The sequence below is a fragment of the Methylobacterium sp. R2-1 genome (assembly GCF_014191355.1).
Lineage (GTDB): Bacteria > Pseudomonadota > Alphaproteobacteria > Rhizobiales > Beijerinckiaceae > Methylobacterium.
In genome coordinates this window covers 35,949-49,914 of the sequence record NZ_JACHWM010000011.1, presented here as the reverse complement: position 1 = coordinate 49,914, position 13,966 = coordinate 35,949, and the positions used below count along the sequence as shown (strand labels likewise).

Sequence of the window (13,966 nt, the reverse complement as noted above, 5' to 3'; positions counted from 1 at the left end):
ATCCGCTTCACGATCGGTACCGCCGGCCGTGTCCGATGGAGCAAAAGTCTTGCATCCGCCCGATTTTCTGCTGAAGAGGGCGGCCTTCACCGGATAGAGGCCACCGGATCACGCGGCGGATGCCGCCGGGCAAGCATGGGCGGGGAGCATTGGGATCGATGAGCGAGACGCGGGAGCTGGGTTCAGCCGATATCCAGAAAGTGCTGGAACTGCTGCCCCACCGCTATCCCTTCCTGATGATCGACCGCATCATCGAGATCGACCGCGACGAGAGCTGCATCGGTATCAAGAACGTCACGGCGAATGAGCCGCAATTCACGGGGCACTTTCCAGGCCTGCCGGTCTTCCCCGGCGTTCTGCTGATCGAAGGCATGGCCCAGACGGCCGGCGCGATCTGCTGCCGCCACATCATGAGCGATGATTTGAAGACCAAGCAGGTCTTCTTCATGACCATCGACAAGTGCAAGTTCCGCAAGCCTGTCGTGCCGGGCGACCAGGTTCGCTTCCACATGACGAAGATGAATCAGCGCAAGACCATGTGGTGGTTCCGCGGCGAGGCCCGCGTCGACGGCGCGCTCGTGGCGCAGGCCGAGATCGGTGCCATGCTGGTGACGGGGTGAGCGCGGTGCGAGAGGGTATTCACCCGAGCAGCGTCGTCGAGGATGGCGCCCGGCTCGGGGACGGTGTGCGGATCGGCCCGTTCTGCCATGTCGGGCCCGACGTCGTGCTGGGCGACGGCTGCGAGCTGATCAGCCACGTCGTGGTCGCCGGCCGCACCACGATCGGCGCGCGCACGAAGATCTACCCGTTCGCCTCGATTGGCCACCCGCCGCAGGATCTGAAGTTCCGCGGCGAGCCCTCGACGCTCGCCATCGGCTCCGATTGCCTGATCCGCGAAGGCGTGACGATGAATCCCGGCACGGCCGGCGGCGGTCTGGAGACGGTGGTCGGCAACGGCTGCGCGTTTCTCGCCAACAGCCATGTCGGCCACGATTGTCGCGTCGGCGATCACGTCATCTTCTCCAACAACGTGATGCTCGCCGGGCATTGCACCGTCGGAAACTACGCCATTCTCGGCGGCGGCGCGGCGGTGATCCAATTCGCCCGCGTCGGCGATCACGCCTTCGTCGGCGGCCTCTCGGGGCTGGAGAACGACTGCATCCCCTACGGCATGGTGCTCGGTAACCGCGCCTACCTCTCCGGGCTCAACATCATCGGCCTCCAGCGCCGCGGTTTCTCGCGCGAGGACATCCACGCGCTGCGCCGGGCCTACCGGCTGCTCTTCGCCCAGGAGGGCACGCTGATGGAGCGCGTCGAGGACGTGGCGGCCGAGTTCGACACCCATCCGGCGATCCACGAAATCCTTGCTTTCATCCGCGCGGGTGGCAAGCGCTCGATCTGCACGCCCCGCCCCGTTTCCGCAGCGGCCTGAGGCGACGCGCCGTGATCGATCCCGCCCGGCCCCTCGCCCTGGTGGCCGGTGCGGGCCAGCTGCCGGAACTGGTCGCGGCCTCCCTCGATCGGGCGCGACGACCGTTCCGGATCCTCGCCGTGCGTGGCTTCACCGAGCGGGCAATGCGGCGGCGTGCGGATGCGGTCGTCGATCTCCTCGACATCCCCGGCACCCTGCGCATTCTCAAGGAGTGGGCCCCCGCTGCCGTGGTGCCGGCCGGCGGCGTCACCCGCCCGAGTCCGGCCGCGCTCCTCAATGCGGCACACGCCGTGCGCAACCGGGATATCCTGAAGAGCCTTGCCGGCGGCGACGACCGGCTGCTGCGGGCCGTGCTCTCGCTGCTGGAGGAGAACGGGCACCGGGTTCTCGGCGTCCACGAGGTCGCCCCAGACCTGCTCGGCCGGCTCGGCCGGCTCGGCCGGGGGGAGCCGGACTCCGACGCGGCTCTCTCCATCGCCACAGGACGTGCCATGCTCGCCGCCCTGAGCCCCTTCGATGTGGGGCAGGCTGCCGTGGTGGCCGGCGAGCGCGTGATCGCCGTTGAGGGACCCGAGGGCACGGACCGCATGCTCGCCCGTGCCCGGACGCTCAACCGCAAGCCCTTCGGCCGTGGCACCCCCGCCAAGGGGACCGTGCTCGTCAAGCTGCCGAAGCTCGGCCAGGATCTGCGCATCGATCTGCCGGCCATCGGTCCGCGCACCGTGCGCCGCGCGGTGGAGGCCGGATGCGCCGGGATCGCTATCGGGGCCGGTCATACCCTGGTGATCGACGGCGAGGCGACGGTCGCGGCTGCGGATGCGGCGGGTCTGTTCCTGATTGGTGTGGAGGTCGCCCCGTGACGCACCGGCGGATCTGGCTCGTGGCGGGTGAGGATTCCGGCGACCAGCTCGGCGCTAAGCTGATCCGGGCCCTGCGGGCGCTCTCGTCCGAGGCCCTGACGCTCGGCGGCGTCGGTGGCGAGGCGATGGAGGGGCAAGGCTTCCGCTCGCTCTTCCCCATCGATGACGTCGCGGTGATGGGCTACCTTCCCGTGCTCGCCCGCGCTCGTACCTTGCTGCGGCGCATCCGCGAGACGGTGGACGACGTCGTGGCGGGCAGGCCTGACGTGCTCGTCATCATCGACAGCCCTGGCTTCACCCACGCGGTCGCGACCCGCGTGCGCAAGCGCCTGCCGGATCTGCCCATCGTCGATTATGTTTCGCCGAGCGTCTGGGCGTGGCGGCCGTGGCGGGCCAAGGGCATGGTGCCCTTCATCGACCACGTGCTCGCCCTCCTCCCCTTCGAGCCGGAGGCGCATCGCCGGCTCGGCGGGCCGCCCTGCTCCTATGTCGGCCACCCGCTGATCGAGCGTCTCGCCGAGCTGCGCCCCTCCCCCGATGAGGCGGCCATCCGCGAGGGGCGCCCGCCGGTCCTCGTGGTCCTGCCGGGCTCGCGCCGCTCGGAGATCGAGCGCCTAATGCCGGTCTTCGGACAGGCGACCGCGGAACTCGCCCGGCGGGTCGGCCCCTTCGAAATCGAGCTGCCTGCGGTGAGCCGTCATCGCGCCCTGATCGAGCGGCTTGCCGCCGCCTGGGAACGGCATCCGCGGATCGTCCACGGGGAAGCCGACAAGTACGCCACCTTCCGCCGGGCGCGGGCCGCGCTCGCGGCCTCCGGCACCGTGACGCTCGAGCTCGCGCTGGCCGGTGTGCCGATGGTGGTGGCCTACAAGGTGTCGCGGGTCGAGGAAGTCATCGCCCGGCGGCTGATCCAGGTCCCGACGATCGTCCTGCCGAACCTGATCCTGTCCGAGAACGCCATGCCGGAATTCGTGCAGGGCGACTGCACACCGGAGCGATTGGTCGAGACGCTGGCGCCGCTTCTCGCCGGCGGCCCCGCCCGGCGAACCCAACTCGACGCGCTCGCCCGCATCGATGGCCGGATGCGGCTGGCCGGCGACGAGGAACCGAGCCGGGCGGCGGCCCGGATCGTGCTGGAGGCGCGGCGGGCGGCATGAGCGAGGAAGTAGCGACGCCGACGATCGCGATCTACGTCGATGCCGACGCCTGCCCGGTGAAGGACGAGGTGTACCGCGTTGCCGGGCGCTACGGCCTCCACGTGTTCGTCGTCTCGAACAGCTTCCTGAACCTGCCGCGTGAGCCGTGGATCGAGCGGGTCGTCGTGGGGGACAAGTTCGACGCGGCCGACGACTGGATCGCCGAGCGGGCGGGCCGTGGTGCCATCGTGATCACGGCGGACGTGCCGCTGGCGAGCCGCTGCGTGAAGGCCGGCGCAGTCGCGTTCGCGCCAAACGGCAAGGCCTTCACGGAGTCGTCCGTCGGTCTCGCGCTCGCCACTCGCAACCTGATGCAGGATCTGCGGGAGGCCGGCGCGATCACCGGCGGGCCGAAACCGTTCTCGCCGAAGGACCGCTCGGCCTTTCTCGGTGCGCTGGATCGGGTGATCGTGCGCTTGAAGCGCGATCTCAAGCTCTGATGGTGTTGCGCCTCCGGGCCACGAGGCCCGGAGGCGATCCTCGGCTCAGCTCCGCTGTCCGATCGGAACGTAGTCGCGCCGGTCGGGGCCGATATAGAGCTGGCGCGGGCGGCCGATCTTCTGGGACGGGTCCTCGATCATCTCGGCCCACTGCGCGATCCAGCCGACCGTCCGGGCCAGCGCGAACAGCACCGTGAACATCGAGGTCGGGAAGCCGAGTGCCTTGAGGGTGATGCCGGAGTAGAAGTCGATGTTCGGGTAGAGCTTCTTCTCGATGAAGTACTCGTCCTCGAGGGCGATCTTCTCGAGCTGCACCGCGACCTCCAACAGGTCGTCCTTCAGGCCGAGTTCGTTCAGAACCTCGTGGGTTGTCTTCTGCATGATGCGCGCGCGCGGGTCATAGTTCTTGTAGACCCGGTGGCCGAAGCCCATCAGGCGGAAGGGATCGTTCTTGTCCTTCGCCTTGGCGACGTATTTCTGCACGTTCTCGGGGTGGCCGATCTCCATCAGCATCTTCAGCGCCGCCTCGTTGGCGCCACCATGGGCAGGCCCCCACAGGCAGGCGATGCCGGCGGCGATGCAGGCGAAGGGGTTGGCGCCCGAGGAGCCGGCGAGCCGCACCGTCGAGGTCGAGGCGTTCTGCTCGTGATCCGCGTGCAGGATGAAGATCTTGTCGAGCGCCCGTGCATAGATCGGATTGATCACGTACTCTTCACACGGAACGGCAAAGCACATCCGCAGGAAGTTCGACGTGTAGTCGAGGTCGTTCTTCGGATACACGAAGGGCTGGCCGATCGTGTACTTGTAGGCCATCGCCGCCAGAGTCGGCATCTTCGCGATCATGCGAAGTGAGGCGATCATCCGCTGCTGCTCGTCCGAGATGTCGGTCGAGTCGTGGTAGAAGGCCGACAGCGCGCCGACGCAGGCCACCATCACCGCCATCGGGTGGGCATCGCGGCGGAAGCCCTGGAAGAAGCGGTTCATCTGGTCGTGCACCATGGTGTGGCGCGTGACCCGGTAATCGAAATCCGCCTTCTGGGCGGAAGACGGCAATTCCCCGAACAGCATCAGGTAGGCGGTCTCGAGGAAATCGCCCTGTTCGGCGAGCTGCTCGATCGGGTAGCCGCGATAGAGCAGCACGCCCTCGTCGCCGTCGATGTAGGTGATCTTCGACTCGCATGAGGCGGTCGAGGTGAAGCCTGGATCGAAGGTGAACTTGCCGGTCTGGGCGTAGAGCTTGCCGATATCGACCACGTCCGGGCCGATCGTTCCGGTCTTGATGGGCAATTCGACGTTCTTGTCGCCCACGATGATGGTGCTGGCGGAAGCGCTCATGGGATCGCGGACCCTTTCTCGCGACGGGAACAGCACCGGACCGAGAGACGTCGCCTCCCGCTCCGTTGTGGCGCCGCAGCAGAGCACTGCGCCCGCTCACTGAAGCACCGGGTTAGCGGATCGGTCGGCGCCCAGCAACGGTAGGCCTCTCCTCGCCTCTTCGCATATGCGAAAAACAGGCCCTGTCTGTCACTGCAAGAGCGGGATGAACTCGGCTCCGACTCGTTCTCCGCCGCAGTCCTCGATCGTTCTAAGCGCTCGAACAGAACGAAGATGACGCCGAAACACGCCGCTGGACAAGACTTTCCGGCCCTCGACGATACGATTTGCCGAAGTCGAAGACTGGGGCTGTCATTCGCGCCAGATTGTCATTCCGGCCGCTGCCGAGCCTGGGACGGTGCAGAAATCGCGTCCCGGCACCCCAGCTGAGCCGATGTACCGGGAGGTTTATGCGGTGATCCGTCGCGCGGGTGGTCTTCAGGCCGACAGGCGATCCCGCAGGCGCGCAAGCGCCTCGTCGCGACCCAGCACGGCCATTACGTCGAAGACCGGCGGAGAGGTGGCGCGACCCGTGAGCGCCGCCCGCAGGGGCTGGGCGATCTGACCGAGCTTGACCCCCTGAGTGTCGGCGAACCCGCGCACGGCGGCTTCCGTCGCCGCGGCGTTCCATTCCGGCAGGGCCTCCAGCTCCGGCAGAAGGGCACGCAGCCGCTCCGGCGCTTCACCGGCGAGCAGGCCTTCCGCCTTGGCGTCGAGCGCCAGCGGACGCGGGGCATAGAGATAGTAGGCGCTGTCGAGAAGTTCGACGAGCGTCTTGGCGCGTTCCTTCAAGCCGGGCATCGCCGACAGAAGCTTCGCGCGCAGGTCCGGCGTCAGAGCCGTCGGCAGGCCGCGCTCCGGGCCGCGGGCCGGCAGGATCGCGTCGATGGCATCCACCAGCACCGCGTCGTCGCTGCCGCGGATGTAGAGCCCGTTGAGGCTCTCCAGCTTGGTGAAGTCGAACCGCGCGGCCGAGCGGCCGATCGCCTTCAGGTCGAAGGCCGCAATCATCTCCTCGGTCGAAAAGACCTCCTGGTCACCGTGGCTCCAGCCGAGCCGCACGAGGTAGTTGCGCAGGGCCGCCGGGAGGTAGCCGCGGTCGCGGTACTCCTCGACGCCCAGCGCGCCGTGGCGCTTCGACAGCTTGGCGCCATCCGCCCCGTGGATGAGCGGGATATGTGCCATCGCCGGAACGTCCCAGCCGAGCGCCCGGTAGATCTGGCTCTGGCGGGCGGCGTTGGTGAGGTGATCGTCGCCGCGGATCACCTGCGTGATGCCCATGTCATGGTCGTCCACCACGACGGCGAGCATGTAGGTCGGCGTCCCGTCGGAGCGCAGCAGTACGAGGTCGTCGAGGTCGCGGTTGGCCCAAGTGACGCGGCCCTGCACGGCGTCCTCGACCACGGTCTCGCCCTCGGTCGGCGCGCGCAAGCGGATCACGGGCTTCACGCCCACCGGCGCCTCGGACGGGTCCCGGTCACGCCAGCGGCCGTCGTAGCGCGGGGCGCGGCCCTCGGCGCGGGCGGTCTCGCGCATCTGCGCCAGCTCCTCGGCGCTGGCGTAGCAGTGATAGGCGTTGCCCGAGGCGAGCAGGCTCTCGGCCACCTCGCGGTGCCGCTCGGCGCGGGCGAACTGGTAGATTACCTCGCCGTCCCAATCGAGGCCGAGCCAGCGCATCCCGTCGAGGATCGCGTCGATCGCCGCCTGCGTCGAGCGCTCCCGGTCGGTGTCCTCGATGCGCAGCAGCATGCGGCCGCCGAAGCGACGGGCGTAGAGCCAATTGAACAGGGCCGTGCGCGCTCCCCCGATATGCAGGAAGCCCGTGGGCGAGGGCGCAAAGCGCGTGACGACCGGTGACGACATCGGCTGCTGGGAGGCTTCTTTTGAAAAAAGTGCGGGACGGCGGGAGGGCGGCCGCGGCCGGTCTCGCCGGGCGTGTAGCACGAGCGAGCGGATGCGTTAAGAATTCGTCACGTTTGCCCGTCGCGCGGGCATTGCAGGTCTCGGGACGTGGCGGGGCATGGCGCAGGGCGGCGGCAGGGCGATGCGCGGGGCGGTTCCGGCCCTCCTCGCCGGTCGCGTTCCCGCCCCCTCGCAGCTTTGGCGGAGCACGATCGAGGGTTTGGGCGCAAGCCTCGGCCGCGAGGCCGAGCAGCGCCGGCTGTTCCCCTGGCTCGCCGTCGCCTTCGGGGCCGGCATCCTCATCTTCTTCACGGCGACGGATGGGGAACCTTCCCTCGCCGCCCCGCTGATCGCGGCGGGTCTCTGCCTCGCGGTGACGCCGCTGCTGCGAGCGCGCCCGGTGGCGCTTGCGCTGATGCTCGCCCTCGCCGCCCTCTTCCTCGGCTTCGCGTCCGGCGTCCGGCGCGTCGCTTCCGTCGCCGGGCCGGTGCTGACCCGCATCACCATCGCGCCGCTCACCGGTCTGGTCGAGGGACTCGACGAGCGCGAGGGCGGTGCGCGGCTGATCGTGCGGGTCGAGCGTTTCGGCGAGCTCGATGCGGCGCAGCGTCCGCAACGGGTGCGGGTCTCCTACCGCGCGGCGCAGGCAGTGCGGCCGGGCGATACGATCCGCGCCACCGCCCGACTGCTGCCGCCGCCGGAGGCGGTGCGGCCGGGCGGCTACGATTTCGCGCGCGACGCCTACTTCCGTGGGATCGGAGCGGTGGGATCGCTGGTGGGCAAGGTCGAGGTCGGGACTCCGGCCGAACCGTTGCCGCTGTCGCTGCGCCTCGCTGCCGCCATCGACGCGACCCGCAACGCCTTCACCCGCCGGATTACCGAGGCGATCGGCGGGCAGGCCGGGGCCGTCGCAGCGGCCCTCGTCACGGGAAAGCGCGGGCTGATCTCGAACGAGACCAACGATGTGTTGCGGGCGGCGGGCATCTATCACGTCGTCTCGATATCCGGGCTTCACATGGTGCTCGCGGCCGGCGTCGTATTCTGGCTGGTGCGGGCCGGGCTCGCGCTGGTGCCGGTGCTCGCCCTCGCCTGGCCGATCAAGAAGATCGCGGCCGGTGCGGCGATGCTGGGCGTGACCGCCTACTGCGCCTTCTCGGGCTGGGATGTCGCCGCGGAGCGGGCGCTGATCATGACGCTGGTGATGCTGGGTGCGATCCTCGTCGATCGGCCGGCGCTCAGCATGCGCAACCTCGCCCTCGCAGCGATCCTGGCACTGGCCCGCGAGCCGGAGGCGCTGCTCGGTCCGAGCTTCCAGATGTCGTTCGGGGCGGTGGCCGGTCTGATCGCCTGCGCGCCGCTCATCGACGGACGCGTCTTCCGAACCGAGAGTTCCTCACGGATCGCGCGGGCCGCGTCGTGGATGGCGACGGCGGTGGTCGGCACATTGGCCACGACGCTGGTGGCGCAGATCGCCACCGCACCTTTCGCGACCTACCATTTCCAGACGGTTCAGCCCTTCGGCCTTGTCGGCAACGCGCTGACCCTCCCCCTCGTCTCGCTCGCGGTGATGCCTGCGGCGGTGCTCGGGATGCTGGCCTACCCCTTCGCCCTCGATCGCCCGGTCTGGTGGCTGATGGGGCTCGCGGTGCGCGGCATGCTCGACATCTCAGCCTGGATCGCCGGGTTCGGGCAGGCCAACGTGGTGCTGCCGGCGTTCGGGACCGGTGCCCTGACGCTGCTCGCGGCTGCCCTGCTCCTCGCGACCCTTCCGGTCTCGCGGCTGCGTCTCCTCGCCCTGCTGCCGGCGGGTCTCGGCATCGCGCTGGCCGCGAGCCCAACCCGCTATGACATCTACATCGATCGCGACGGGGCCGGCGCCGCGGTCCGCGGCAAGGACGGGCGCCTCGTCGTCCTTGGGCGCCCACCCGGCTTCGTGCTGGAACAGTGGCTGAAGGCCGACGGCGACGGGCGCCGCCCGGACAGCGTCACCGGAGCGGCCATCCCGCGCTGCGACCGCCTCGGTTGCACCCTCGCGGCCGTCGACGGGCGCGCCGTCTCTCTCGTCACCGACAAGCGCGCCTTCGCCGAGGATTGCGCCCGGGCCGATATCCTGATCACGCGTCTGCGGGTCCCGCCGGGCTGCGCCGCGCCGCTGATCGCCGATCGCACCGTCCTGGCGGCGCAGGGAGCCACCGCGATCCGTCTCGGCGCGGCGGGGCCGGAGGTCGTTACGGCGCGCGCGGCCGGTCAGCCGAAGCCCTGGCAGCCGAGGCCCGCCAACGCGGCGACGCCGGCAGCCCAGCCGGAGTCCCAACCATCCAGCGATCCGGGTGCGGCGGATCCATCGGACCCGCCGCCCTCCGAAATTCCTCAGTAGCGGCGCACGAGACTTACGAGCTTGCCCTGAATGCGCACCCGGTCGGGCCCGAGCACACGGGTCTCGTAGGACGGGTTGGCGGCCTCCAGCGCGATCGAGGAGCCGCGACGGCGCAGCCGCTTGAGGGTCGCCTCCTCGTCGTCGATCAATGCCACGATGATGTCGCCGTTGTTGGCGGTGTCCTGCTTGTGGATCACCACGAGGTCGCCGTCGAGGATGCCGGCCTCGATCATCGAGTCGCCGCGCACTTCCAGGGCATAGTGCTCGCCACCCGAAAGAAAGTCGGGGGACATCGAGATCGAGTGGCTCTGGCTCTCGATCGCCGAAATCGGCGTACCGGCGGCGATCCGGCCCATCACCGGCACCATCACCGAACGTCCGTTTCCGTCGTGAGCCTGCAGCATCGCTGGCTTCGGTGCGGGAGACTTGGCCGAAAGACCGCCTTCGACCACGCTCGGGGTGAAGCGGCGCGGCTCGGAGGCAGGCGCCGGCCTGGCGGCCGGCATGTCGGGCATGCGCAGGATTTCGATCGCCCGCGCCCGATTCGGCAGGCGGCGCAGGAAGCCGCGCTCCTCAAGCGCCATGATCAGGCGGTGGATGCCGGATTTGGATTTGAGATCGAGCGCATCCTTCATTTCGTCGAAGGATGGCGGCACACCGCTCTCCTGCATCCTCTGCTGGATGAATTGGAGCAGTTCGAGTTGCTTGCGGGTCAGCATGCGGCACCTGCTGTCGACCGCGGGCCGGGGGCGCCGCAGAATCGTTAGAAACAAAGCGCGAACAGCCTAGACGTTCCTCTCCTGTTCCGCAAGGCGAACCGGAACACGCAGAGGGCGGCGGCACCCAAGCGCCGCCGCCCATCGTTGCGACGTGACTGATCCTGATCAGGCCGGGATCACGTCCACAATCTCGTAGGTGTCGGGATCGATGATGACGATGTCGTCCCCCACAAGGATGAACTGCAGGCCGCGATAGGCCGGCACCAGCGAGAGGATCGCCGGAGGCAGCGGGTGCAGCGACACCGAGCGTGGGATCGCCGTGCCGACGCGAACGGCGAAGTTGACGTTCGTGACGGCCCGGACATTGGACCGGGTGATCGACTGGCGGAACTCAGTGCGCTGCGTTGAACTCAGGCTTTTCGAGGCGCCGCGTGCCTCCGTGGCAGCACCTCGGCCACCGCGTTCGCCGGCTCCGTCGCGTGCCCCACGTTCGCCTGCTGCGTCGCGCCCGCCCCGCTCACCAGCCGCGTCACGGCCACCCCGGCCGTCGCGTTCACTTGCGCCGTTGCGGCCGGTGTCACGATTGCCGCGCTCACCCGACTCTCCGGCGCGGGACGGTCCGCCTTCTCGCCCGCCGCGTGGGCCGGCCTCACCCGCTTCGCCGCCGCGCCCGGCGCCGCCCGCCGCACCGCCCGTCTCGCCTCCGCGGGCGCCGCCCACATCAGCGCCGCCGCGGGTACCCCCGGCGCCGCCTGCATCACCGGCACCGCCCCGAGGCCCGCTCGCAGCCCCGCCGCCTGCACCGCCTACACTGCTTCCGGCCCCTCCTCCGGCGCCGCTCGCGCCACCGGCACCACCGGCTCCCATCCCGGCACCGCCGCCCGCGCCTCCGCCTGCGCCTCCGCCCGCGCCGCCTCCGGCGCCGCCGCCCCCACCCTGAGCGAGTGCGGTCGCCGCGCCGAGCACGAGGATGGCGGCCGTCGCCGTGCTGCGAAAGAACTTCGTCATGTTCCGTACCTGTCTTCTGCCGGCGGCCGACGCGGCGCCGAAACTCGTTTCGCAACGACGATCTCGCGAAAAGCGTTCCCAAAAGATGCATCGGGAAGCAATATTCCAGATGAGCGTAGCTGTGCGTACGGGTGGGTCGCGCATCTGTGCTGAGTTACTTGCGTATGTGTGTTATAACTATATGAATACATAAATGACTCAGGATATTTGCCCTTGGTATCGAGGCGACGCCGGGCCGCGATCCGTCGGCACGAGGGGTTGGTCATGTCGCACGGACGGACACGACATCCGACGCGCGATCCCCGGACGAACTTTGCTTGGGCTTGATCGACGCGGTCGGACTCATGGTTCGCTGACATCGGCCAGGGCGGGCCTGGCCTTGGCGGCTAGTCCATCTCGGTTGGGTACTTAGCTTTACAAGGCTCAAGGCCGCCCAGAGAGTGAATCACCAAGGGGGAATGCATGCCGGATATCACCGCGACGGCTGCGACAGGGGACGACGCGGCCGATCGCCGACGCCGCATCATGGCGATCGTCGGTTCCTCGTCCGGCAATCTCGTCGAGTGGTACGACTTCTACTGCTACGCCTTCTTCGCCCTCTACTTCGCCCCCGTCTTCTTTCCCGAAGGCGACAGCACCGGCCAACTCCTCAAGTCGGCGGCGGTCTTCGCGGTGGGCTTCTTCATGCGGCCGGTCGGCGGCTGGCTGTTCGGGCGCATCGCCGACCGACTTGGGCGCAAGACCTCGCTGATGATCTCTGTGCTGATGATGTGCGGCGGCTCGCTCGCCATCGCGCTGCTGCCGACCTACGCCACCGTCGGGCATCTTGCGCCGGTCCTGCTCGTCGTCGCGCGCATGGTGCAGGGCCTCTCGGTGGGTGGCGAGTACGGCACGAGCGCGACCTACATGAGCGAGGTCGCCACCAAGGGACAGCGCGGCTTCTACGCCTCGTTCCAGTACGTCACGCTGATCGGCGGCCAGCTCCTGGCCTCGCTGGTGCTGGTTGTGCTGCAAAGCCTGCTCACGGCCGAGCAACTCACCGCCTGGGGCTGGCGCATTCCCTTCGTGATCGGTGCGCTGGCTGCCGTGGTCGCCCTGTTCCTGCGCCGCTCGCTGTCTGAGACGATAAGCAAGGAGAACAAGGATTCGAAGGAATCGGGAACCCTTGCCGGGCTGTTCAAGCATTGGCGCGCCTTCGCCGTGGTGTTCGCCTACACGGCCGGCGGCTCGCTGTCGTTTTACACGCTCACGACTTACATGCCGAAATACCTGTTCAACACCGCCCACTTGGACAAGGTGGCCGCCTCGCAGATCACCACAGTAGCACTGTTCGTCTACATGGTGATCCAGCCCTTCTTCGGCTGGCTCTCGGACCGGATCGGCCGGAAGACGAGCATGATCCTGTTTAGCGGGCTCGGCATGGTGATGATCGTGCCGCTGATGACGGCGATCGGCGCCACCACGAGCCCGATCCTGTCCTTCGGCCTGATCATGATCGGGCTCGTGGTGATCAGCTTCTACACCGGCATCAGCGGCATCGTGAAAGCGGAGCTGTTCCCGACCCAGGTGCGCGCTCTCGGCGTCGGCCTGGCCTACGCGGTGGCCAACTCCCTGTTCGGCGGAACGGCAGAGGCGGTCGCGCTCTGGCTGAAGCAGGCCGGCGCGGAGAGCAGCTTCTTCTGGTACGTCGCGGTGATGCTCGCGGTCGCCTTCGTCGCCTCGCTGCTGATGCCGAACCCGAAGCGCCACGGCTATCTCGACGGCGACGGCACCGTCGAGGAGGCTCTGGGGCGCAAGACGAGGGCCGCGTTGGCGTGAGGAACGAGCCGTTCAGCCGAGGCGCAGAATCGCCCGCGCCTCGGCGGGCGTCGCCGGACGGGCGCCGTGCTCGGCGCAGGTCTTGGCGGCCAGGCGGACGAGTTCGGCGTTGCCGTCGGCGAGCCGCTCCTTGGAGAGGCGGACATTGTCCTCGAGGCCTGTTCGCACCCCCTGCGCGCCGCGCGCGAGCGCCCAGCCCATCACCGGGCTCTGGAAGCGGCCGATGCCGAAGGCGCCCCAGGTCGCGCCCGGCAGCAGGCGCCGGGTCTCCGCCAGCAGAATGTCGAGGAGGTGCGGATCGGGCGGCAGGGCGTTGCGGATGCCCATGACGAATTGGACATGGGGCTCGGCGCCGATCACGCCCTCGTCGACGAGGCGGCGGGCGTTGTGGAGATGGGTGAGGTCGAACACCTCGATCTCCGGGGCGACGCCCGCCTCCCGCATCCGTCGGCCGAGCGCGGTGAACGAGGCGGCCGGGTTTTCGTAGACCCCGTCGCCGAAATTGACCGAGCCCGTGGTGAGCGAGGCCATGTCCGGGCGGTGGATCAGGCAGGCGCCCCGCTCGGCCGGGTCGGAGCCCGCCCCGCTCGTCGAGAACTGCACGATCATGTCCGGGCAGTGCCGGCGGATGCCCTCCTGCACCCGCCCGAAGCGCTCGGGATCGAGCGACGGACTCTCGTCGTCCTCGCGCACGTGGATGTGGGCGAGCGCCGCGCCGGCTTCGTAGGCGGCGTGGATCGATTCGATCTGCTCGGCGGGCGTGATCGGCACGGTCGGGTTGTCGGCCTTGCGCGCGACCGATCCGGTGATCGCCACGGTGACGACGACGGGTCTCATCGC

General features: G+C 68.9%; 12 protein-coding genes. 7 read left to right on the top strand and 5 right to left on the bottom strand.

Going from position 1 to position 13,966, the window contains the following annotated elements; genetic code table 11:
* Nucleotides 1-158 precede the first annotated feature (158 nt).
* Genes fabZ through FHU13_RS16065 form a run of 5 tightly spaced genes read left to right on the top strand, consistent with a single transcriptional unit; the run spans nucleotide 159 to nucleotide 3,928 of the window.
* Nucleotides 159-620 carry a 3-hydroxyacyl-ACP dehydratase FabZ gene (fabZ, locus tag FHU13_RS16085; RefSeq protein ID WP_183437011.1) on the top strand — a complete coding sequence of 154 codons (462 nt, stop codon included), beginning with the start codon at nucleotides 159-161 and terminating at the stop codon, nucleotides 618-620.
* A 5-nt stretch (nucleotides 621-625) separates the two neighbouring features.
* Nucleotides 626-1,432, top strand: coding sequence for an acyl-ACP--UDP-N-acetylglucosamine O-acyltransferase (lpxA, locus tag FHU13_RS16080; protein ID WP_183437010.1), 807 nt, complete (start codon nucleotides 626-628; stop codon nucleotides 1,430-1,432).
* Between the two features lie 11 nt (nucleotides 1,433-1,443).
* The gene (locus FHU13_RS16075; protein ID WP_183436864.1) at nucleotides 1,444-2,292 is read left to right on the top strand and encodes an LpxI family protein; all 849 of its coding nucleotides are present in this window, start codon (nucleotides 1,444-1,446) and stop codon (nucleotides 2,290-2,292) included.
* A complete protein-coding gene (lpxB, locus tag FHU13_RS16070; protein WP_183436863.1) occupies nucleotides 2,289-3,449 on the top strand; it encodes a lipid-A-disaccharide synthase in 1,161 nt (386 codons plus the stop codon). The genes FHU13_RS16075 and lpxB overlap by 4 nt, the downstream gene beginning before the upstream one ends.
* Entirely contained in the window at nucleotides 3,446-3,928 is a 483-nt protein-coding gene (locus FHU13_RS16065) for a YaiI/YqxD family protein (RefSeq protein WP_183436862.1), read from the top strand. Before lpxB ends, FHU13_RS16065 begins: the two co-directional genes overlap by 4 nt.
* Before the next feature lie 45 nt (nucleotides 3,929-3,973).
* Here FHU13_RS16065 and gltA read toward each other — a convergent pair whose 3' ends face one another.
* Together gltA and gltX are read right to left on the bottom strand one after the other, a co-directional pair.
* Nucleotides 3,974-5,263: a citrate synthase gene (gene gltA / locus FHU13_RS16060; protein WP_183436861.1), complete on the bottom strand. Its 1,290-nt coding sequence runs from the start codon at nucleotides 5,261-5,263 to the stop codon at nucleotides 3,974-3,976.
* A gap of 477 nt (nucleotides 5,264-5,740) precedes the next feature.
* Nucleotides 5,741-7,165 (bottom strand): glutamate--tRNA ligase, encoded by a 1,425-nt coding sequence (gltX, locus tag FHU13_RS16055; RefSeq protein WP_183436860.1) that lies wholly within the window; start codon nucleotides 7,163-7,165, stop codon nucleotides 5,741-5,743.
* A gap of 157 nt (nucleotides 7,166-7,322) precedes the next feature.
* Between gltX and FHU13_RS16050 the strand changes: the two genes are divergently transcribed.
* Nucleotides 7,323-9,581, top strand: coding sequence for a ComEC/Rec2 family competence protein (locus FHU13_RS16050; protein WP_183436859.1), 2,259 nt, complete (start codon nucleotides 7,323-7,325; stop codon nucleotides 9,579-9,581).
* Here FHU13_RS16050 and lexA read toward each other — a convergent pair.
* Together lexA and FHU13_RS16040 are read right to left on the bottom strand one after the other, a co-directional pair.
* Entirely contained in the window at nucleotides 9,575-10,300 is a 726-nt protein-coding gene (lexA, locus tag FHU13_RS16045) for a transcriptional repressor LexA (protein ID WP_183436858.1), read from the bottom strand. The two genes, FHU13_RS16050 and lexA, sit on opposite strands and share 7 nt — an antisense overlap.
* A gap of 165 nt (nucleotides 10,301-10,465) precedes the next feature.
* A complete protein-coding gene (locus FHU13_RS16040; protein WP_183436857.1) occupies nucleotides 10,466-11,308 on the bottom strand; it encodes a DUF1236 domain-containing protein in 843 nt (280 codons plus the stop codon).
* A gap of 462 nt (nucleotides 11,309-11,770) precedes the next feature.
* On the opposite strand from FHU13_RS16040, the gene FHU13_RS16035 reads away from it, so the two are divergent.
* Nucleotides 11,771-13,126 carry an MFS family transporter gene (locus FHU13_RS16035; RefSeq protein ID WP_183436856.1) on the top strand — a complete coding sequence of 452 codons (1,356 nt, stop codon included), beginning with the start codon at nucleotides 11,771-11,773 and terminating at the stop codon, nucleotides 13,124-13,126.
* Between the two features lie 12 nt (nucleotides 13,127-13,138).
* Here the strand turns inward: FHU13_RS16035 and FHU13_RS16030 are convergent, their stop codons facing one another.
* Complete coding sequence (locus tag FHU13_RS16030) at nucleotides 13,139-13,963, bottom strand: 3-keto-5-aminohexanoate cleavage protein (protein WP_183436855.1); 825 nt, start codon at nucleotides 13,961-13,963, stop codon at nucleotides 13,139-13,141.
* Nucleotides 13,964-13,966 lie beyond the last annotated feature (3 nt).